General features: G+C 65.5%; 18 protein-coding genes. 8 read left to right on the top strand and 10 right to left on the bottom strand.

The features are described from left to right. Nucleotides 1–86 precede the first annotated feature (86 nt). The gene (gene yczE, locus LFT47_RS02670; protein ID WP_236814931.1) at nucleotides 87–707 is read right to left on the bottom strand and encodes a membrane protein YczE; all 621 of its coding nucleotides are present in this window, start codon (nucleotides 705–707) and stop codon (nucleotides 87–89) included. A 59-nt stretch (nucleotides 708–766) separates the two neighbouring features. On the opposite strand from yczE, the gene yczR reads away from it, so the two are divergent. Next, on the top strand, nucleotides 767–2,251 hold the full coding sequence (gene yczR / locus LFT47_RS02665) for a MocR-like transcription factor YczR (protein ID WP_236814929.1): 1,485 nt from the start codon (nucleotides 767–769) through the stop codon (nucleotides 2,249–2,251). An 81-nt stretch (nucleotides 2,252–2,332) separates the two neighbouring features. Here yczR and LFT47_RS02660 read toward each other — a convergent pair whose 3' ends face one another. Continuing rightward, nucleotides 2,333–2,821 carry a DUF4188 domain-containing protein gene (locus LFT47_RS02660; protein WP_236814927.1) on the bottom strand — a complete coding sequence of 163 codons (489 nt, stop codon included), beginning with the start codon at nucleotides 2,819–2,821 and terminating at the stop codon, nucleotides 2,333–2,335. 92 nt (nucleotides 2,822–2,913) lie between these two features. On the opposite strand from LFT47_RS02660, the gene LFT47_RS02655 reads away from it, so the two are divergent. Then, entirely contained in the window at nucleotides 2,914–3,489 is a 576-nt protein-coding gene (locus LFT47_RS02655; protein ID WP_236814925.1) for a TetR/AcrR family transcriptional regulator, read from the top strand. A gap of 113 nt (nucleotides 3,490–3,602) precedes the next feature. Here the strand turns inward: LFT47_RS02655 and LFT47_RS02650 are convergent, their stop codons facing one another. Both LFT47_RS02650 and LFT47_RS02645 read right to left on the bottom strand, forming a co-directional pair. Then, on the bottom strand, nucleotides 3,603–4,295 hold the full coding sequence (locus tag LFT47_RS02650) for an SRPBCC family protein (RefSeq protein ID WP_236814923.1): 693 nt from the start codon (nucleotides 4,293–4,295) through the stop codon (nucleotides 3,603–3,605). Further along, nucleotides 4,288–4,920 carry a winged helix-turn-helix domain-containing protein gene (locus LFT47_RS02645; RefSeq protein ID WP_236814922.1) on the bottom strand — a complete coding sequence of 211 codons (633 nt, stop codon included), beginning with the start codon at nucleotides 4,918–4,920 and terminating at the stop codon, nucleotides 4,288–4,290. The genes LFT47_RS02650 and LFT47_RS02645 overlap by 8 nt, the downstream gene beginning before the upstream one ends. A 256-nt stretch (nucleotides 4,921–5,176) precedes the next feature. Between LFT47_RS02645 and LFT47_RS02640 the strand changes: the two genes are divergently transcribed. The 3 genes from LFT47_RS02640 to LFT47_RS02630 all read left to right on the top strand — a co-directional run bounded on the left by LFT47_RS02640 (nucleotide 5,177) and on the right by LFT47_RS02630 (nucleotide 8,537). Continuing rightward, entirely contained in the window at nucleotides 5,177–6,802 is a 1,626-nt protein-coding gene (locus LFT47_RS02640) for an alkaline phosphatase family protein (protein ID WP_236814921.1), read from the top strand. Between the two features lie 53 nt (nucleotides 6,803–6,855). Next, entirely contained in the window at nucleotides 6,856–7,803 is a 948-nt protein-coding gene (locus LFT47_RS02635) for an RluA family pseudouridine synthase (protein ID WP_236818282.1), read from the top strand. A gap of 293 nt (nucleotides 7,804–8,096) precedes the next feature. Then, the gene (locus LFT47_RS02630; protein ID WP_236814919.1) at nucleotides 8,097–8,537 is read left to right on the top strand and encodes an SRPBCC family protein; all 441 of its coding nucleotides are present in this window, start codon (nucleotides 8,097–8,099) and stop codon (nucleotides 8,535–8,537) included. Nucleotides 8,538–8,565: 28 nt separating this feature from the next. On the opposite strand, the gene LFT47_RS02625 is transcribed toward LFT47_RS02630, so the two are convergent. Continuing rightward, the gene (locus LFT47_RS02625) at nucleotides 8,566–9,093 is read right to left on the bottom strand and encodes an O-acetyl-ADP-ribose deacetylase (RefSeq protein ID WP_236814918.1); all 528 of its coding nucleotides are present in this window, start codon (nucleotides 9,091–9,093) and stop codon (nucleotides 8,566–8,568) included. 57 nt (nucleotides 9,094–9,150) lie between these two features. Here LFT47_RS02625 and LFT47_RS02620 point away from each other — a divergent pair, with 57 nt between their 5' ends. Then, complete coding sequence (locus LFT47_RS02620; protein WP_236814916.1) at nucleotides 9,151–9,774, top strand: DedA family protein; 624 nt, start codon at nucleotides 9,151–9,153, stop codon at nucleotides 9,772–9,774. Nucleotides 9,775–9,793: 19 nt separating this feature from the next. Here LFT47_RS02620 and LFT47_RS02615 read toward each other — a convergent pair whose 3' ends face one another. Further along, on the bottom strand, nucleotides 9,794–10,099 hold the full coding sequence (locus LFT47_RS02615; RefSeq protein WP_059388561.1) for a hypothetical protein: 306 nt from the start codon (nucleotides 10,097–10,099) through the stop codon (nucleotides 9,794–9,796). 305 nt (nucleotides 10,100–10,404) lie between these two features. After that, complete coding sequence (ppc, locus tag LFT47_RS02610) at nucleotides 10,405–13,203, bottom strand: phosphoenolpyruvate carboxylase (protein ID WP_236814914.1); 2,799 nt, start codon at nucleotides 13,201–13,203, stop codon at nucleotides 10,405–10,407. A 303-nt stretch (nucleotides 13,204–13,506) separates the two neighbouring features. Here ppc and LFT47_RS02605 point away from each other — a divergent pair, with 303 nt between their 5' ends. Together LFT47_RS02605 and LFT47_RS02600 are read left to right on the top strand one after the other, a co-directional pair. Next, nucleotides 13,507–14,343, top strand: a complete 837-nt coding sequence (locus LFT47_RS02605) for a DUF1684 domain-containing protein (protein WP_236814912.1) — start codon at nucleotides 13,507–13,509, stop codon at nucleotides 14,341–14,343. A 121-nt stretch (nucleotides 14,344–14,464) separates the two neighbouring features. Next, a complete protein-coding gene (locus LFT47_RS02600) occupies nucleotides 14,465–16,579 on the top strand; it encodes a DUF6807 family protein (protein ID WP_236814905.1) in 2,115 nt (704 codons plus the stop codon). Between the two features lie 65 nt (nucleotides 16,580–16,644). Here LFT47_RS02600 and LFT47_RS02595 read toward each other — a convergent pair whose 3' ends face one another. From LFT47_RS02595 to LFT47_RS02585, 3 genes are read right to left on the bottom strand one after another with little or no spacing between them, the layout of a single operon-like run. Then, nucleotides 16,645–17,484 carry a sugar phosphate isomerase/epimerase family protein gene (locus tag LFT47_RS02595; protein ID WP_236818280.1) on the bottom strand — a complete coding sequence of 280 codons (840 nt, stop codon included), beginning with the start codon at nucleotides 17,482–17,484 and terminating at the stop codon, nucleotides 16,645–16,647. Between the two features lie 14 nt (nucleotides 17,485–17,498). Then, complete coding sequence (locus LFT47_RS02590) at nucleotides 17,499–18,713, bottom strand: dihydrodipicolinate synthase family protein (RefSeq protein WP_236814903.1); 1,215 nt, start codon at nucleotides 18,711–18,713, stop codon at nucleotides 17,499–17,501. Next, nucleotides 18,713–19,894 (bottom strand): Gfo/Idh/MocA family protein, encoded by a 1,182-nt coding sequence (locus LFT47_RS02585; RefSeq protein WP_236814901.1) that lies wholly within the window; start codon nucleotides 19,892–19,894, stop codon nucleotides 18,713–18,715. Before LFT47_RS02585 ends, LFT47_RS02590 begins: the two co-directional genes overlap by 1 nt. Nucleotides 19,895–20,009 lie beyond the last annotated feature (115 nt).

Genomic DNA, 20,009 nt, shown 5'->3' with positions numbered 1-20,009 from the left:
AATGGATATGAGACGCGAAGACGGCCTGGCGACGCCCGGATTCAGGTGTCACCAAGGAATTTGCGCGACGCCGGGACAAATCCGCGTCACGGGGCGGCAGGCACCACTTCGGGGGCGGCCTTGGGAGCCTTGACCGGAACCGTGAACAGGGGCAGCAACAGCTGAACCACAGGCCCAATCGCAAGCGCGTAGACCACGGTTCCCACGCCGACAGATCCACCCAGCAGCCAACCCACACCGAGCACGACAACCTCGATCAACGTGCGGGACAAGCGCACGGACCAGCCCGTGCGGCGGGCAAGTCCCGTCATGAGTCCGTCGCGGGCACCCGGGCCAAGTCGTGCTCCGATGTAGCACGCGGAGGCGATGCCGTTGAGGACTACGGCGCCGGCGAGCATGGCGATCTGGCCACCCAGGTGCGAGAACGCGGGGATCAGCGCCAGGCCGATGTCCGCGAAGACACCCACCAGCACCGCGTTGGCGAGGGTTCCGAAGCCGGGCATCTGCCGCAGTGGGATCCAGAGGAGCAGGACCAGGAAGCTGACAACCACCACGACCGTGCCGATGCTCCACCCGATCTTCCCCGCGACGCCCTGGTGGAACACATCCCAGGGATCCAGGCCAAGGCCGGCCCGGATGAACATGGCCAGGGAGATCCCATACATTGCGAGGCCGATCAGGAGCTGGGTGATTCTGCGGGTCATCATGAAACCATGCTCCCTAAAACTGGCATTGCATTCCATAGCCAGTTTGCGATACTGGTCTTATGCCCGGATCCCTGAACCCCACAGCCATGGCGCGTCTCCTCGGTCCATGGAACACTGGCGCCGCTCCCGCCTATCGCGAGCTTGCCGACGTCGTACGCCTTTTGGTGATGGACGGGCGTATCCCGCTCGACGTCGCACTGCCCAGCGAGCGCGCGCTTGCCGTCACCCTGGGGGTCAGCCGGACCACCGTCACCGCAGCGTACGCCAGCCTGCGCGAGCAAGGATTCCTCAGCGGCGGCCAGGGCAGCAGGGGCAGGACGGGCATTCCGCACCGGACGGTTCCCGTCAGCGGACCGGGACTGGCCATCCCGGACGGAGTTCTTGACCTCGCCTATGCTTCACTGCCGGCCACGGGCGAGGTGGTGCACCGGGCTTTCGCTGATGCGTTGATTGACCTCCCGGCACTGCTGCCCGGCTTTGGCTACGACGCGGTCGGCCTCCCGCCCCTCCGGGAAGCCATCGCGGACCGCTATACCGCAGCCGGCATTCCCACGACGGCCGCGCAGATACTGGTGACTTCGGGGGCGCAGCACGCGCTGAACATCATCTTGAAGACCCTCGCCGGGCGGCAACAGAAAGTCCTCGTGGAGCACCCCAGCTACCCCAACGCGCTCGACGCAATCCGCGCTTCCGGCTCCCGCACGGTTCCCGTGCCCATGCCGCCTGCCGCGGAGCCGACGTCGGGCGGTAGCGCGGAACCGGCGTCGGGCGGCTGGGATATCGATGCCATGGTCGCGGCAATGCGCCACCAACGTCCGGCCATGGCTTACCTCGTGCCCGATTTCCACAACCCCACTGGGCGGATCATGTCCAACCTTCAGCGCCGCCGCCTGGTCCGCGACGCGGCAGGGACGGGCACTGTCCTGGTGGTGGATGAAACGTTGCGCGAGCTGAACCTCGACGACGTCAGCACCTCGCCGCTCGCGGCGTTCAGTCCGGCGGTGGTGACCATCGGTTCGCTCAGCAAGTCGCATTGGGCAGGGCTCAGGACCGGATGGATCCGCGCTGAAGAGGACCTGATCAGCCGCTTCGTGCAGACCCGGACCACGATGGATCTGGGCGGGCCCATCGTCGAGCAATTGGCTGCGGCTCGACTGCTCCGGGCCTTCACCGAACCTCTGGACGCCAGGCTCGCGGAGCTGCGGCGGAACCGGGAAGCGCTCCTTGGTCTCCTGGCCGAGCACCTGCCCGATTGGCATGTGGAACGTCCACGCGGCGGACTCACAGCATGGTGCAGGTTGCCCACGCCGTCGAGTACGGCGCTCACCGTCGTCGCCCCGGACTTCGGCGTGCGGCTGGCGGCTGGGCCGCGTTTCGGCGTCGGGGGCGCTTTCGAGCACTTCATGCGCGTCCCGTACACCCTCGCGCCGGCCCAGCTTGAGACGGCGGTGCTGGCACTGCGCGACGCCCAAGCCCGGATCGACGCGTCGCCGCAGCTCCGCAGGACCTTGAAGGCACCCCAGGAAGCCGCCGCCATCGCGTAGCGCGCCTAAACCGCCGCTCCCCCACCCAACTAGCTCGCATTTGTTGTCGTTTTGAGGCCTCAGAACGACAACAAATGCGAGTCAGTTGGGTCGCCCGGCACCCATGCGCTGCTTGGCGGTGTTGGTGCCGGGCCCGATCGGGACATGCGAGGTGGCTCTGGCCAGGCCAAACTGCGGCATGCCGTTGTAGACCACTTCAATTCCCGACGCCGGCACCTGATAGGTTTCGTGCCACACGCCAATGTCTCCGCTTCCCGAGACTTCCTTCATGAAACGTCGCCAGGGCCCCAAATGCGGCGAATCCCTGTCCGCCGCGAAGCGCCTTAGATGCTCTGGACTCTCCCAATAGCTGAGCAACATGGTGGTGCGCCCGAACCACTGTTCGCAGCCGAGCATCCCGGACTCGGGATGCTCGGCGAGATGACGGAGCATGGTGGGCATCGCCGAGGCCACGCGCGCCACGTTGCCGATCTTCCACCACCGATTGGCCCGCATTCCGATAAGGAATACCGTCACCGACTCGCGCCCGATGTCAGCCGTGAAGCGTCCAGGGAAGATTTCCTGTGCCATGTGAATCCTTCGGTCTGGGAACGGTAGCTCAAGTTCCGTTTATCGAGTTTCATAACATTGTTATGAAACAATGTTATGAAACACTTGGAGACATGGCAAGACCCATCGTTCACGACCAGCTCGTCCGGCAGCGGCTTCTTCAGGTGACGGCAGAACTCGTCGACCGGGATGGCCCCGCGCGGGTTACGCTCCGGGACGTTGCCTCAGCCGCCCAGACCTCAACCACCGCGATCTACTCACTTTTCGGCGGAAAGGCCCAGTTGCTGACGGCCGCCGTCGACGACGGATTCCGTTCCTTCGGCGATTCGCAGCGGCTCGCCGAAAGCGGCGGACTTCGAGGCCTGGGCCTCGCCTACCGCTCCTGGGCAGTGGAACATCCGGCCTTGTATAGGCTCATGTTTGGCGGCGCACTTGCCAGCTATGTGGACTGCAGCCCGACGCCGGCAGTCGCCTCGGAAGCCATGCTTCCCCTCATGGAAGCGGTGGCCGCCGCGCAGAAAACGGGGACGGTCCGAGATACCGAGGCCAGCACGATCGCCATGTCCATTTGGGGACAGGTCCACGGACTGGTGAGCCTGGAATTGGCGAACATGGACGACCCCGGAACGGACTGGGAGGGGATCTACGCCGCATCGTTGGATGCCGTGGCGCGCGGCTGGGCAGCCTGAGCCGGCTTCACCTCCCCCAACCCAACTGACCCCTGCCCAACTGACTCGCACTTGTTGTCGTTTAGAGGGCTCAAAACGACAACAAGTGCGAGTCAGTTGGGTGGGCCGGGGGGTTAGGCGTACACCTTCTCCAGGAACCCGCCCCAGGCCTTGGCAGTCAGTTCGGAATCGCCGCTGCCGCTGAAATCGTGCACCGTCATGCCCACGGGGGCTCCGAAGGAGTTACGGCCGAAGAAGCGGTAGAGGGTGTCGGCCGTCCGCAGGCCCAGGAAGTGCTGGTTGGAGAAGTCGAGCTCCCCGCTCAGCCGCCCCACGCCGTCGACGTCCACCTCAACAGTCGAACCATGTGCGACGCCATCCACGCCGAGGGCCTTCTTCAATTGCACGAAACCGTCGGGCGTCTGCGAGGCCGCCGGGCCCTGAATGTCGGTGAAGACTACAGGCTTGCCGTCGAAGTACTGAAGGTACTGGCCCAGGGTGTGCAGGTAGAACTCAGTGTGCTTGCTGGCGCCGTCGTACTGCCCCTCCCAGTTGTCCGCGAAGATACCGCTGTGGACATAGTGCAGCTTGGCACGGCCGCCGTCGAGCGGTTCGAGTACGTGCTCGAGCTGGTTGAACCAGCCGTCCGGCCCGTCCATCCGGGTCACCAGGTGGCTGGGGTATTCGTCCACGGTCTTCACGGCCGGCCACTGGTCGGTGGGGAACATCCAGGCCGAGGTGTCCTTGGTGACAGCCTGCCAGACCCGCTCAGGAGTGCCGGGCAGTTCGGTGTCGGCCACGATTTCGAATTCACGGTTGTCAGTCATTGTCCTGTTCCTTTTCTGGAGAGTGCTGCGTGTTTGTCTTGAGTGCGGGATGAAGTACGACGACGAGCCGGTGCTTGCGTGCGCCGCTCGCCGCCGCGGAACCTCCGCCGTCGTGGTACTTGTCCACGAGCCGGGTCACCGCTACGCCGAGTTCCTCGGCAAAAGCGGCACGGTCCGACGCCGATCGGAAGGTGATTTCGCCGTCGATCGCGAAACTTGCAAGCGTCTTCTTGGCTGCGGCCGCGCCCGCTATCAACTTGCCCATCTCCTGGACCGTCCGGGCCGCGAGGGCAAGGAGCCAGAAGGCGGAAAAGCGGTCCGAGAAGCGTCGGGGATCCGGCGCCACGGATGCAAGCGCCACCGGCGAGATCAGGTACGACGCCGCCGTCGCGCGCAAAACGCGTTCGGTGACGTTGCCCTTCTTCCGTTCCTCCACGAGCTCGACGAGCCCGTGGCGCTCAAGGGCCTTGAGATGGTAGTTGACTTTCTGCCGGGGCAGGCCCACTTTCACCGCCAGCTGGGTAGCGGAACCGGGCTCGACAAGCTCCTGAAGAATGCGGGTGCGGATCGGGTCCAGCGACGCTTCCGCCGCGGCGGGGTCCTCGATCACTTCGATGTCCAACATGTCTCCATTGTGCCTGCCGACAACTTTTATTGTCAAGAACTTTTTTATCGTCGGGTGAATTGGGGACACGGCTAGGGGGCGCCCCGCCGGCCTGTACCGCTGCGGTTAGCGAAGGAGTACCCTGCGGGTATCACTGTCCGTGAGGTGCAAGATGAGTTTCAATAGTCCGCCCGCTGGGTCCGAAGCCAATCGGCCACCCAGGCGTCGCAGGGGGCGGATTCGGGCTTGGGCCTCACGGCGCCCTGGCCTTGCCGCGTTGTCCATTGCCGCGGTTATCGCGCTTGTGGGCACCGCCGTCTTTCTCGGCGCCTCCTGGTCCCGGACGCTAGTGGTGGCCGGTGCGGGGGCAAGCGGTGCTGGGCCCGTGGATCCGGGGATCTCTAAGATCCAGCACGTCATCGTCATCATGCAGGAAAACCGTTCGTTCGACAGCTACTTCGGGACGTTCCCCGGAGCTGACGGAATACCGATGCAGAACGGCTCCCCCGCGGTGTGCGTTCCCGATCCGGCCCACGGCTCGTGCGTGAAACCGTACTACGACCCCGCCGACCGGAACTCCGGTGGCCCGCACAGCCAGAGCAATGCCGCGGCGGACATCAACGGCGGGAAAATGGACGGCTTCATCGCGCAAGCCGAGAAAGCCTCGACCAACTGCCCACCGAACGCCCCAGCCTGCGCGGGCGGCAACCAAAGCGACGTGATGGGCTACCACGATGCCCGTGACCTGCCCAACTATTGGGCGTATGCCAAAGACTTCACGTTGCAGGACCACATGTTCGAACCCAACGCCTCATGGAGCCTGCCCGAGCACCTGTACATGGTCTCGGAATGGTCGGCCAAATGCAGCCGCGCGGGCGACCCGCAATCCTGCGTGAACGCCCTCCAGAATCCAGGCAGCCCGCCGGACTTCACCACCTCGGTCCAGTCCACCCTCATCGGCAAATGCCGGGCCGGCCTGCAAAACAAGGCCTGCCAGGACGCACTCGCCGCAGCGGGGATCACCCCGGACATTGCCGCTCAACTGCACGCCCTCATCATGGAAAACTGCGCCGGCTCGGATTCCTATGCGAGTTGCCAGACCGCGATCGACAAAGCAACCCTCCCCGAAGCGCTCAAACAAAAGCTGCTCGCCGCCGCCAAATTACTTGCTCCCCCTGACTACGCCTGGACCGATCTGACCTACCTGCTGCACAAACAGAACGTGCCCTGGGCCTACTACGTCTTCAACGGCACAGAGCCCGATTGCCAAGACGACGCAGCCATGTCCTGCGCTCCCGTAGCCCAGAACGCGAAGACGCCGGGCATCTGGAATCCACTGCCCTACTTCGACACCGTCAAGCAGGACGGCCAGCTAGGCAACATCCAGTCCCTCACCAACTTCTACGCCGCCGCCAAGAAGGGCACATTGCCCGCTGTGAGCTGGATCGACCCCACCGGAGCGGTCAGCGAACACCCTCCGGCGCTGATCAGCACCGGGCAGGCCTACGTCACGGGGCTGATAAATGCCGTCATGTCAGGCCCTGCCTGGAACAGCACCGCCATTTTCCTCTCGTGGGATGACTGGGGCGGTTTTTACGACCACGTCACCCCGCCCACCGTGGACCAAAACGGCTACGGCCTCCGGGTCCCGGGAATCGTCATCAGCCCCTACGCCAAACAGGGCAACATCGACCACCAAATCCTCAGCCACGACGCCTACGCCAAGTTCATCGAAGACGACTTCCTCCACGGCCAACGCCTCGACCCGGCCACGGACGGGCGGCCGGATCCCCGGCCCGGCGTCCGTGAGGACAACTCCCAGCTCGGCAACTTGGTGAACGACTTCGACTTCAACCAGCAGCCCATCAAGCCTGTCATCTTGCCGGGCGGCACAACGTACTAGGTGTTTGGGCCCCTGGGCCGCCCTTGTTGCGGCCCCGGTAGAATAGACCGGTGATGCAATCCCCCCTTCCAGTGCGCGACGGCGTCAACGCCACCCGTCTGCGCCTCCCGGACGAGGGGCCTTGGGACACCGCAATGGACTACATGATGCACCGCTGGGGCCATATCGACCCCCAAGGCATCGAGGACAGGTTCGACGCCGGCGAAATCGTCGGCGAAGGCGGCGCGCCCCTTGACCGCGGCACCCCCCTCGAAGAACACACCTTCATTTGGTACTACCGCACCCTCCCGCCGGAGACCCGCATGCCGGTGGAGATCAACATCCTGCACCAGGACGATCACCTCCTGGTGGTCGACAAGCCCCACTTCCTGCCGACCACCCCGGGCGGGACCTACATCCAGGAATCCGCGCTCGTCCGGCTCCGGAACCAGCTCGACCTGCCGGACCTCATCCCGATGCACCGGCTCGACCGCATGACCGCCGGAGTGTTGCTGCTCTCCACCAACCCGGAGACCCGCGGCAAGTACCAGGTGCTCTTCGAAAAACGGCAGGTGCAAAAGGAGTACGAGTGCGTCTCCGCCGCGGCACCCGCCGCAGGCTTTCCCGCGGTCGGCTTCCCCGCCGTCGTACGCAACCGCATGACCAAATCCCGCAGCTACCTTCTCGCCGAGGTCATCGACGGCGAACCCAACGCGGAAACCCGCATTGAGCTGCTGAGAACGTTCGACGGCGGCACTCACGACGGCGGTGTGGCTCGCCGGGCGCTGTATCGGCTTGAGCCCCACACCGGCAAGACCCACCAGCTTCGCGTGCATATGGCCTCGCTCGGGCTGGGAATCGTGAACGACGCGTTCTACCCCGACCTCCTGGACAAGGCCCCGGACGACTACTCCAAGCCCCTGCAGTTGCTGGCGCGCGGCATCCGATTCGTTGACCCCATCAGCAAGCAGCCCGTGGAATACCGGAGCCGACTCGAGTTGAGCGAAGCCCACCCCGCCTGACGCTCGCTCACCTATGGGGGCTTTCCCGGGACGCCCGCTCACCAATACCGGGTTTCCCCCAATCCCTCGCTCACCAAGATTGAGGAACACGTCCGTCTTGAGGCCGTATCCGCAGGAGCGCTGGGCAAAAGGGCGTCACAAGTGAGCGAGCGTCCGGTAAGGAGTGGGTTTCCAACACCGGGGCGGCGAAACAAACGCTCCGGTTCCCCGTCGCGAACGGGACCGGGCGTATATGCTCAGTTTTGCCGGCTCGCTGACCGCGGGCGGTGTTCGGTCTCGCGAAAAGGAACCAGATGGCCCACGCTGAAAACGAAGTCTCGATCAACCGCCCCGCAAACGACGTCTACGCCTTCCTGGCGGACGGACTGAACAATAAGCTGTGGCGTCCGGCCGTGAAGACCGTCTCCCTCGCAAGCGGAGAAGCAGGGAACAAAGGTGCCGTGTACTCCCAGACGATGGCTGGCCCAGGCGGCCGGACGATCGCCGGCGACTACGAGATCATCGCAGCCCAGCCGGGCAAACGACTCGATTTCCAGGTCATCGCCGGCCCCGCCCGCCCAACAGGATCCTTCACGCTGGACGAGAACAACGGGAGCACGACCGTACGCTTTGCCTTGGATCTCCAGCCCAAGGGCTTCATGAAACTCATGGGGTCGATGATCACGAAGACCATGGAGTCGGAAGTCGGACAACTGGGGCAGTTGAAGTCCGTGCTTGAGGCGCAGTCCGCCTGACGCCACCCGCGAAAGCCCGCGGCTTCCCTCATTCTTCCGAAGGCCCGAACACGCTCCGGAACACCTCCGTCGTCTCGGCGCTGAACAGCACGAATTCGACGAGTTCCAGCCCACTGGAGCCTTCGGCGTCGAACCGGCTGACGGCGTCGAGCGCTACCGTTGCGACATCGCGCGCGTCCCAGCCGTAGACACCCGCGCTGATTGCGGGGAACGCAACGGAACTGGCCCCAAGGCACACTGCCACTTTCAGGCTTTCACGGAAACACGACGCCAGCAGTTCCGGATCGTTCTGGCCCGCGTGCCTGTTGGGGCCAACGGTGTGGATCACCCATCGGGCAGGCAATTTGAACCCGGGGGTGGCCACTGCTTGGCCCACCGGCAGTCCGTGCGGGTACCGCTCGCGCACCTCCATGCACGCGGCCAGGAGCTCCCTGCCCGCCGCGCGATGGATCGCGCCGTCCACTCCCCCGCCACCCATCAACGACGAGTTGGCAGCGTTGACGATCGCATCGACGTCGCGCGTGGTGATGTCACCTTGCAGGATTTCGAGCCGCATGGCGCCAGTCTTGCACGACACTCCGGCAGATGCACCAAAGTGGGGTACTTTGTGCCCATGGACATCACCACCGCCGAAGGCTGGGGAGCCGCGATCTATGTCTGGATCATCCCCATGGTGGTCGGCGACGCGATCTTCCCGCCCATCCCGTCCGAGATGCTGGTGATTACCGGTGGCGCGCTGGCCGCCGAGGGCCGGGTCAACCTGTGGCTGGTGGGTTTGATGGCCGCCGTCGCCTCTTGGCTGGGCGACATGATCGTTTTCCAACTATTCAAGCGCCGCCTGGGACATGTCCTGGACCGCTGGGCCTGGGGCCGCAAAGTCCATCAGGGCATTCACAGGGCCATCGCCAGGGCCGGGCGCTCCTCCACCTATGGCGCGATCATCGGCGCCCGGTTCATCCCTGGCGGGCGGCTTGCTGCGTCCGCTGCTTCCGGGATCGCCGAGGTTTCCTCCCGTGGCTTCAGCCTCTGCGCTGGCCTGGGCGGGCTGTTGTGGGCCACGTGGCAGACGGGGCTGGGTTACTTTACGGGCTCGACGACGAAGCTTCCGTTCTGGGCGAGCTCACTGATCGGCGTCGGCGTGGGGCTGCTGATCGGCGTCGTGGTGGGCGTCATTGTCACGCGTCGCCGGGGCGACCGCTCGCCGGTGGACGAGCCGGGCGAGCCGCCGCACCTGTAGGCGCGTCCCGACGTCGGGCTCAAACCGGCGACCATTTCCCCCGCTTGCGGCGCAGAACATAAAGGTTCCCAGTGAGCGCTACGCGTTCGACGGCGTCGCGCATCATGGCTGCCGACGCTCGCGCCTCGCTGTTCTCACCCGGGTAGTCGCGCGGCTCCACCAGGAAGCGGAGGCTGATCTGGGCGACGCCACCAACAATGTCCAGCTGATTGGATTCGACATGATGACGCGTTTCCAGGGCCTCAAGCGCAGCGGCCATGACGGACTCAGGCGGATTGCCTGGCTTGAGCCCGGTGATCTTCAACTTGGTCTGAAACGACGGCATCCCTCAACCCTAAACGCCCGCTCACAAACAAGCCCTTCGGTCCGCACGCTCGCTCACCTATCGGGCCAAAACCGGAAACGCCCGCTCACCTATGAGCGTTCAGATGTGCACGAGCGTTCCGGCCGACGCCGACACAAGTGAGCGAGCGTTTCCAAAAACACCCACATAAGTGAGCGAGCGTCTGACCCAGGAGACGCCCGCTCACAAACAAGCCCTCCCAGCCGCACGCCGGCTCACATGATGTGAGCGGGCGTCGGGGGAAAGACCCATATAGGTGAGCGGGCGTCGGAAGGGAAAGGAACCGGCTATCCCGTGTTGCGGAGGCCGGCGGCCACGCCGTTGACGGTGATGAGCATGGCCCGTTGGAGGCGTTCGTCGATCTCGGCACCGGAAATGGAGGCTTCGCGGACGCGGCGCAGCAACTCAACCTGCAGGTAGCTGATGGGGTCGAGGTATTGGTCGCGGATTTCGAGGGAACGCTTGAGCGTCGGCTGGGCTTCGAGGAGCTCGGTTTCCCCGCTCAGGAGTTCAACTTCGGCAACCGTGAGGTCGTACTCAGTGCGGATGGCCTTGAACAGGTGGTGCAGCTCTTCCGGAACGAGCGAAGACACGTAGTGCCCGGCGATGTCCATGTCCGTCTTGGCGAGGGTCATCTCGACGTTGGAAATCACGGACTGGAAGAAGTGCCAGCGCTTCATCATCTCCGCGAGCTCGGCGGTGTTGCCCGCCTCGCGGGCGGCCTTCAGGCCTGAGCCAACGCCGAACCAACCCGGAACGATCTGCCGTGATTGCGTCCAACCGAACACCCACGGGATGGCCCGCAGCCCGCCCAGTCCGGCTCCGGAATCGGGGCGCTTGGAGGGCCGCGATCCGATGTTCAGGGATCCGAGCTGCTCCACCGGCGTAGAGGCCAGGAAGTACGCGGGCAAGTCCGGATCGTCGATCAGCGAGCGGTACTCAGCAAACGCGGCGTCGGAAATGATTTCCATGACGTGGCCATAGCGTTCGCGCTCGTCGTCGGACGTGCGCGGGGTGCGGTGCAGCGCGGAACCCTGCATCACGGCGGCCAGGGAGAGCTCCAGGTTTTCGCGGGCGAGCTCCGGCAGGGAGTACTTGTCCGAGATGACTTCGCCTTGCTCGGTGAACTTGATAGCGCCTTCCAGCACGCCGTTCGGCTGGGCCATGATGGCGTCGTAGGTCGGTCCGCCGCCACGGCCCACGGAGCCGCCGCGGCCATGGAACAAGCGGACGTTCACACCGTGCTTTGCGGCGACGTCGCGCAGCTTGCGCTGGGTCTTGTGGATCTCCCACTGGCTCGTCATGACGCCGGATTCCTTGTTGGAGTCCGAGTATCCCAGCATGATCTCCTGGACATCCCCGCGCAGCCTTACCAGGGAACGGTACGACGGGTCGGAGAGCAGCAGGTCCACGATTTCGGCCGAAGCACGCAGTTCCTCGACGGTTTCCAGAAGCGGGGCGAAGCCGATCTTGGCATACGGAGCAGCGCCGAACAGGTCGATCAGTCCGGCTTCGCGGGCCAGCACCGCGGCGGCCAGGACATCGTCCGCGCCGCGCGTCATGGAGATGATGTACGTTTCGACGACGTCGGGCCCATACGTCTGGAGGGCGTGCCGGATGCTGCGGAAGACGTCGTACGTGCGGTCGCCGTCGCCGTCGAGCTTGATCGGGTGGCCGGACAGCGGGCGGCGCGAAGCCAGCTCCGCGCTCAGCCGCTCGAAGCGCTCGGCGCGGCTCAACTTGCCGTAGGGAGTCCCGACGCCGATCCGGTCCATGAGCTGCCCGACGGCGTCGTGGTGGTAGTCGGCATGTTCACGGATGTCGAGGGTCGCCAAGTGCAGCCCGAACGAAGCGATCGCGCGGCGGACCCGGGCCAGCGCGCCATCGGCCACGAGGACGGCCGAGTGCTTCCGCAGCGAGGCTTCCAGCAGCTCGAGCTCTGCGAGAAGTTCCGAGGTGGAGGCGTAGTCACGGCCGGGTTCGTGATGGCTGGATGCGGACACGCGGCGGCCGGTGTTGATCAGCTTGGCCTTGATGCAGGTCAGTTTGAGGCGGTAGGGCTCCTGCGCGTTCAGCTCCAGGATGCGCTTGTCGAGGCCGGGCAGGTTCTTGAGGTCGACGGCGATCGAGTCCACGAGGTCCTCTTCCGCGTCCACGAGGGCCGTCGAGTTGGAGAGGACGGAGATCAGTTCGTCGATCATCGAGATGCTGATCCGCACGGCATGCTGGTTCTGGAGCTGCAGGATTTCGCGGGTGACGGAGGCGGTGACGTTCGGGTTGCCGTCGCGGTCTCCGCCAATCCAGGAGCCGAAGCGGATGGGGGCGTTGTGCGCCGGCAGCACCACGCCGTGCTCCCCCAGCAGCTCGGAAAGGTCCGTGAGCATTTCCGGCATGGCATCGGTCAGGATGCTGCTCAGGTAATAGATGGCGTTGCGGGCCTCGTCCACGGGAGTGGGGCGGACTTGGCGCAGTTCGTCGGTCTGCCACATCTGATCGATGATCTCGGCGAGCTGGCGGTCTTGTCGACGACGGGCGGCCGTACTCTCAACAGTGGATTCGGCCAGGACGTCCGACAGCTTGCGGATCTTGTCGAGCACCGAACGGCGGGAGGCTTCGGTGGGGTGCGCGGTGAAAATAGGACGGACGTCCAGTTCATTGACGACGTCCTGCAGGGCCTTTGTTCCGGCCTCGTCGGCGATCTCGGCCACGGCTTTGGCGAGCCAGCCGTCCTTTTCCTGGCGGGTGCGCAGTCCGCGGACGCGGTGCACTTGCTCGGCGGCGTTGGCGAGGTGGAAATAGAACGCGAAGGCGCGGACCAGCTCAGTGGCTTCCTCAAGGGGCAATGAGGCGAGCAACTCCCGGACCTGGGCGACGACGTCGTGCGCGCTCCACGGACCTGTGGCGTCGGCGCCTCCGCGGGCGGCTTCCTTGGATTCCTTGGTGAGCAGGCGCACCTGCTCGACGAGCTGAAGCAACTCGGGCCCGTGCTGGCGGACCAACGACTCTCCGAGAAGCGTGGAGACGCGGCGGACATCGGCCCGCAATTCCGCGGCAAGGTCGGTGCTGAGATGTGCAGTGTCAACCATGAAAAATACCTTCTGGCGTTGGGTGTGGCCCGTACACTGCGCTGGATACTGTGAGCCGGATTACTGATATTTCCAAAGGAATCCTACCCGCAGCCCATACGCGGCCGGCAATCCGTCTCAAATGTTGTCGCGGCGTCCGCCCTGGCCGCCTCCCCCGGTTGCCTGGCCGCCCAACTAGCTCGCAGTAGATGTCGTTTTCAGCCCCCATAACGACAACAACTGCGAGTCAGTTGGGTTACGGGAATGGCGGCGGGAGGTGCATGGTTAAGGCAACGACAGACCCCCCAAGCCGCTGGAGGAACCATGAGCGCAACAGCCCCCGCAAGCAACGCCCAGCTGGAACGTTGGCAGCGTTTCCGCAACGGCCGCAACGCCGCCCTCGCAGCGGACCACGGCTGGCTGACCCTCACTTCCTTCCAGTGGCTCGAATCGGCACCCGCCGCCGTCGAGCTCGTCCCGGGGCTCTGGTCAACGGACGGCACGACGGCGACACTCACCGCGAGCGCGGCCGATGGGCTCACGCTCGTGGAAACGGGAGCTCCTGTGGACGGCACGATTTCGGCCACCCTCCAGGACGAGGAATCGCTCATGTGGGTGCAGTTCGGCGGCGCGGATGGCACAGAGGTGGTGGTCGAGCTGGCCACGCGCGCGGACAAGTACGCCATCCGCACCCGGGACAACTCCTCGCCAGTGTTGACGGAGTTCGACGCCGTTCCCACCTATGAATACAATCCGGACTGGGTGCTTGAAGGCCGCTTCGAGGAATACCCCGAACCGGTGGATGTTCCGATCGGGACAGCCAACCCCTTGGTGGACGGGGTGCACCGATCCGTAGGCGAGGTGGTTTTCCGGGCGCCGGGCCTTCCCCACGAGATCCGTCTGCACGCCGAGGAAGAGAAGCTCGGAGCACTGACTGTCACTTTCCACGACGAAACGAACGGCAACACCACGGACGAATGGCGCAAGCTGTCCGTCTCGCGCCCCCGGCACGATGGCTCAGTTGTGCTCGACTTCAACCGCGCCATCAACTACCCCAGCGCCTTCACCCCGTACGGGACGTGCCCCATGCCCGTGGCGGGAAATTCGATCGACGTGGCGGTCGAGGCCGGGGAGAAACTGCCGGCCGGCCGGATCGCCTGAAACCAAAGGGCGTTACATCTCCCATAAGGCACGGTACACTCTTCTTGGAAAGCGCTTACCAAGCGCTCCTGGAACGACACCGACGTCAGCAACCCCGCCACGGGGATAGATGAGGAGAGCCATGGGCACCCTGTCCACGCCCGTCCCGGCAGAACGCAAACAGCCCAGCCATGAAGCAAGCCGGGTGGCCCTTGTGGGGGTCCACGGTTTCGGCGCGCACCACTTGCAGAACCTCGAAAGGCTTCAGGCCAACGGCGTCGTACGTCTCGTTGCCGTAGCGGATCCGAATCCGCCTGCCCCAGGCGCACTCCCGCCGGGAACTGCTGTATTCAGCAACCTGGACGAACTCCTGGCTGGAACCCCCGCACTGGACCTGGTTATTGTGGCCACACCCATCCAGACGCACGCGCAGCTCGCCCTCGCAACGCTCCCCCACGCAGACCTTTACCTCGAGAAGCCTCCGGTCGCTTCCCTCGCCGACTTCAATCGTTTGCAGGAAGCCTCCACTGCGGCCGGCAGGAGCGTCCAGGTCGGCTTCCAGAGCCTCGGATCCCGGGCCTTGCTGGCCATTGAGGAGCTGCTCGCGGCTGGAGAGATCGGCACGCTTCTGGGCATCTCGGCCTCCGGGCGTTGGGTGCGCGACCGCGCCTATTACAAGCGCTCCCGCTGGGCGGGCAAACGCAGCCTGGACGGCATCGACGTCGTGGACGGCGTTGCCACCAACCCGCTGGCACACGCCATCGCCACCGCCCTGAGGATCGCGGGGGCGCGGACGGTGGACGATCTTGCCGCTGTGGAAACAGACCTGTACCGCGCCAATGACATCGAATCCGACGACACCTCCGTGATCCGGATCCGCACCGCCGCGGGCCTACCCATCACATGTGCGCTCACCCTGTGCGCCGCCGAATCCGCGGAACCGTACATCACCTTGCAGGGCAGCGATGGCACGGCGGTGTTCCACTACACCGAAGACCGCCTCACCGTCAGCTCTGCCGCCGGGACGCGCGAAACCGTGTACAGCCGTGTGGACCTCACCGAGGACTTGCTGGAGCATCGTCGCTCGACGCCGGGCCCCGTGGCGCCGCTGCTCAGTCCCCTCACGGACAGCGGCGCCTTCATGCAGGTCCTGGAGGCGATCCGCACCGCGGAATCTCCCGCACTGATCCCGGAAGAGTACGTCACGTGGGAGGGCGAAGGCGACGCCGCCCGTGCCGTGATCAATGGAATCGAAGACGCCCTGGAACGCTCGACGGCGGCGCACGCCACCTTCAGCGAACTCGGCTTGCCGTGGGCGCGGCCAGCCGTCGACGCCGGAAGGCCGGTTTTGAGCCTGCCCGACGGCGGCCTGCCGGGCGGCGGCGGTGAGCCGGACGCCAGCGATCTGCCGGGCGCCTCTGCGATTGAAACCGACCAGGCCACGGTCGTCTTGGCAACCCTGCAGAGCGGCGAAGGCCTTGCCGCGCGGCTCTCCCCGAGGCCCTATCTGCACCCGGTCCGAACGCTCGCCGGGGTCAAGGTCACCGACCATCTCCCGGCGGACCATCCCTGGCACCTCGGCGCGGGATTCGCGTTGCAGGACGTGAACCGCAGCAATTTCTGGGGCGGCAAGACGTACACGCACTCTGCCGGCCGTTACGAAGAACGGCAAGACCACGGCCGCATCATCGAACGGTCCGCACTGTCCGGGGCAGGCCTGTTGGAGCAGGAACTGAGCTGGCAGGCACCGGACAGTACTGAGCTGCTCCGCGAACGCCGCACCACCGGCTCCCGGCTGGTTGACCGCCGCACGTGGCAACTCGAGCTACGAACGGAACTGACCGCCGTCGTCGACTCCTCGCTGGGCGGCCCCGGTTCCAACGGCGCCCCCGGAAGCGGCTACGGCGGCTTCTTCTGGCGCCTGCCTGCGTGCACCGCGGCAGAAGTCTTCACGCTGGAAGGTCGCGGTGAACCCGCAGTCCACGGCTCGGCGTCGCCGTGGCTGGCCTGGACGGCGGACTTTCCTGAAGGCCCCGCCACTCTGGTGTTCGCAGCTCCGGACGAGGCGCAGGACCCCTGGTTCGTCCGGATGGCGGACTACCCCGCGGTGGGCTCGGCCCTCGCCTGGGAGCGGCCGGTTGAGCTTGCCGCAGGCGACTCCTTGGTCCGCACCCTCACCGTGTGGATCGTCGACGCCAAGCTGTCTCCGGCCGAGGTCGCCGAGCTTGCGGCCAGCCGGGATTCCGCCGGAGGATAGGCGCGCAGAAAGGCGGGGGCTCAGTTCAGTTCAAACCGGGTCCCCGCCTTTCTTGTGTTCGGTGTCTAGGCGTACGGCAGCACGAGTTCCGCGTAGCGCTGCTTCATGGTTTCCAGGACCGAATCGCCGTCGGCGTCCCAGATGTCCTGGTTGAAGATTTCCACTTCGATGTCGCCTGTATAACCGGCGTCGCGCACCCAGGTGCCGATCGTCGCGAAGTCGATCACGCCGTCGCCCATCATGCCGCGGGAGAGCAGGGCGTCGGCGGCGATGGGGAGGTTGAAATCGCACGCCTGGTAGGAGGCGATCCGGTTTTCCCGGCCGGCCCGCTGGATCTGCTGCTTCAGTTCCGGATCCCACCAGACGTGGAAGGTGTCGACGGCGACGCCGACAGCCCGCGGGTCGTACGGTGCGGCGAGGTCGAGTGCCTGGCCCAAGGTCGAGATGAGTGCCCGGTCCGCTGCGTACATCGGGTGCAACGGCTCAAGGACCAGGCGGACGCCGTGCTCGACGGCGAAGGGCACCAGGTCCTCAAGGCGATCGGCCACGCGCTGGCGGGCCGCCACGACGTCCTTCTCCCCGGGCGCTAGGCCCCCGACCACCAGGAACAACTCCTTCGTGTCCAGGGCCACGGCTTCTAGGATGGCCGCCCGGTTGTCTGCCAGCGCAGCCGCCTGCCCATCGGCGTCGGCCGCAGTGAGGAAGCCGCCCCGGCAGAGGGACGAGACGCGAAGTCCGGCGTCCTTGATCAGCTTGGCGGCCTTCTCCAGGCCGGTGTCGGCAACGATGTCCCGCCACGGTCCGATCGCCGGAACTCCGGCCCGGACGCAACCGTCCACTGCCTGAGCCAGGGTCCATTTCTTGGTGGTGGCGCTGTTGAGTGACAATCGCGAAAAGTCCGACAACCGTGAAAAGTCGCTCATGCGCCCACTCCGTTGATGCGGAGGTAGTCGGACATCCGGAAGGCGGCCAGCGCGGGATCGCGCAGGAGCCCGGCCTGGTCGGCGAGTTCGAAGGTGCGGGCCAGGTGGACCACCGAACGGCCGGAGTGCAGGCCGCCGACCATCTGGAATCCGGGCTGCTTGCCATTGAGCCACGACATGAAGGCGATCCCGGTCTTGTAGTAGAACGTCGGGGCGCTGAAGATGTGTTTGCCCAGTTCGCGGGTGGAGTCCAGGATGGCGCGCGCGTCCGCGGCGTCGCCGGCGTCGTATTTCTGCAGCGCCACCGAGGCGGCCGGGTAGATCGCGGCGAAGATGCCCAGCAGTGCGTCCGAGTGGCGGGCGCCGTCGCCGTCGATCAGTTCGGGGTAGTTGAAATCGTCTCCGGTGTAGAGGCGGACGCCGTCCGGCAGGGCTGCGCGCAGCGCAACTTCATGCGAAGCGTCGAGCAGCGAGACCTTCACTCCGTCCACTTTGTCCGAATGATCGCGGATGAGGCCAAGGAAGGTTTCCGTTGCCTCGGCGACGTCGTCCGAGCCCCAATAGCCGGCCAGCGCGGGGTCGAACATGGTCCCGAGCCAGTGCAGGATGACGGGCTGGTCCACTTCGCTGAGGAGCGTGGAGTAGACGTGCAGGTAGTCCTCCGGGCTGGTTGCCGCTTTAGCCAGTGCCCGGGAAGCCATGATGATGACCTTCGGTCCGGCTTCGCTCACGACGGCGATCTGCTCGCGGTACGCGTCCAGCACGGCTTTGATGCCGGCGGGACCCTCGGGAACAGAGCCGAGGTCCAGCTGGTCGGTTCCGGCGCCGCAGGACACGAGGTCCTGAACGGTCTTGCCGGCGGTGGCGGCGTTGCCTGACGCCACCACGGAGGCCGCTTCGACGCCGGTTCGCTTGATGAGCTGCTGCGTGGCGGCCCAGTCCAGGCCCATGCCGCGCTGGGCCGTGTCCATGGCATCGGCAACGCCCAGGCCGTAGGACCACAGCTCGTGCCGGTACGCCATCGTGGCGTCCCAGTCCAAGTGCGCCGGGGCGCCCGGGGTGTTGTCCGCGGTCGCTTCGGGGATCACGTGCGCCGCGGCGTAGGCGCGCCGGGAGGTCAACGGCGCGGTCGGCCTGGCCCACGACGTGGCCGGCTGCAAGTTGTAGAGGCGGGTCCCGCCATCGGGGTTTGGGAGGAGAAGGGAAGTCATCAGAGCACAATCTCCGGGATATCGATGGTGCGGCGCTCGTCGTTGGACTGCAGGCCGAGCTCGGCGAGCTGCACGCCGCGGGCTGCGGAAAGGAGGCCGAAGCGGTGCCCGCTCCCGGCGACCACGTCGCGCAGGAATTCTTCCCACTGCAGCTTGAAGCCGTTGTCCAGATCAGCGTTGGCGGGGACTTCCTGCCACTGGCCGCGGAAGGACTCGGTGACGGGCAGATCCGGGTTCCACACGGGCTTGGGCGTGTGGGCGCGCTGCTGCGCAACGCACTTGTTCAAGCCGGCGACGGCGGAACCGTGCGTGCCGTCGATCTGGAACTCCACGAGTTCGTCGCGGTAGACGCGGACGGCCCAGGAGGAGTTGATCTGGCCGACGACGTCGTCTCCGTCCGGGGTTTCGAGCTCGAAGATGCCGTAGGACGCGTCGTCGGCCGTGGCCCTGTATTCCTTGCCCTGTTCGTCCCAGCGGGTCGGGATGTGGGTGGCGGTCTTCGCGTTGACGCTCTTGACCTTGCCGATGATGCCTTCCAGGACGTAGTTCCAGTGGCAGAACATGTCCGTTGTCATTCCGCCGCCGTCTTCCTTGCGGTAGTTCCAGGACGGGCGCTGCGCTGCCTGGACGTCGCCTTCGAACACCCAGTAGCCGAACTCGCCGCGGATGGAGAGGATGCGGCCGAAGAAACCCTCATCCACGAGGCGGCGCAGCTTGACCAGGCCCGGCAGGTAGAGCTTGTCGTGCACCACGCCGGCCGTAACGCCGGATTCCTTGCCGATCCGGGCCAGTTCGATGGCTTCTTCCAGCGTCTCGGCCGTCGGCTTCTCGGTGAAAATGTGTTTCCCGGCGCGCATTGCCTTTTTCAGGGTCGCCGCGCGGAGGCTGGTCATCGACGCGTCGAAAACGACGTCCACCGTGGGGTCGTTGATGACTGCGTCGAGGTCGGTGGACCACTCGGAGACTTTGTGGAGTTCGGCGAGTTCGCGGATTTTCGCCTCGTTGCGGCCCACCAGGATCGGTTCAACCTGGACGCGGGTGCCGTCGGCCAAGGTGAAGCCCCCGGCGTCCCGGATGGGGAGGATGGAACGCAGCAGGTGCTGGCGGTAGCCCATCCGGCCGGTGATGCCGTTCATGGCGATTCTTATGGACTTTGTTGCTGTAACAGATTCGGTGCCCATGAGTCCTTCTTAGGTGGAAAGTTATAAGGTGGGAAAGCGCATTCCCACTTCATTCATGATGACACGAGGCTCCGGGTCTGGCAATCGCTTTCCCGGGGCTGGTTAGGACTGCAAT

Origin of the sequence: Arthrobacter sp. FW306-2-2C-D06B, assembly GCF_021789175.1 — a bacterium.
Classification (GTDB): domain Bacteria; phylum Actinomycetota; class Actinomycetes; order Actinomycetales; family Micrococcaceae; genus Arthrobacter.
This window is presented reverse-complemented; position numbering and strand designations above follow the sequence as displayed.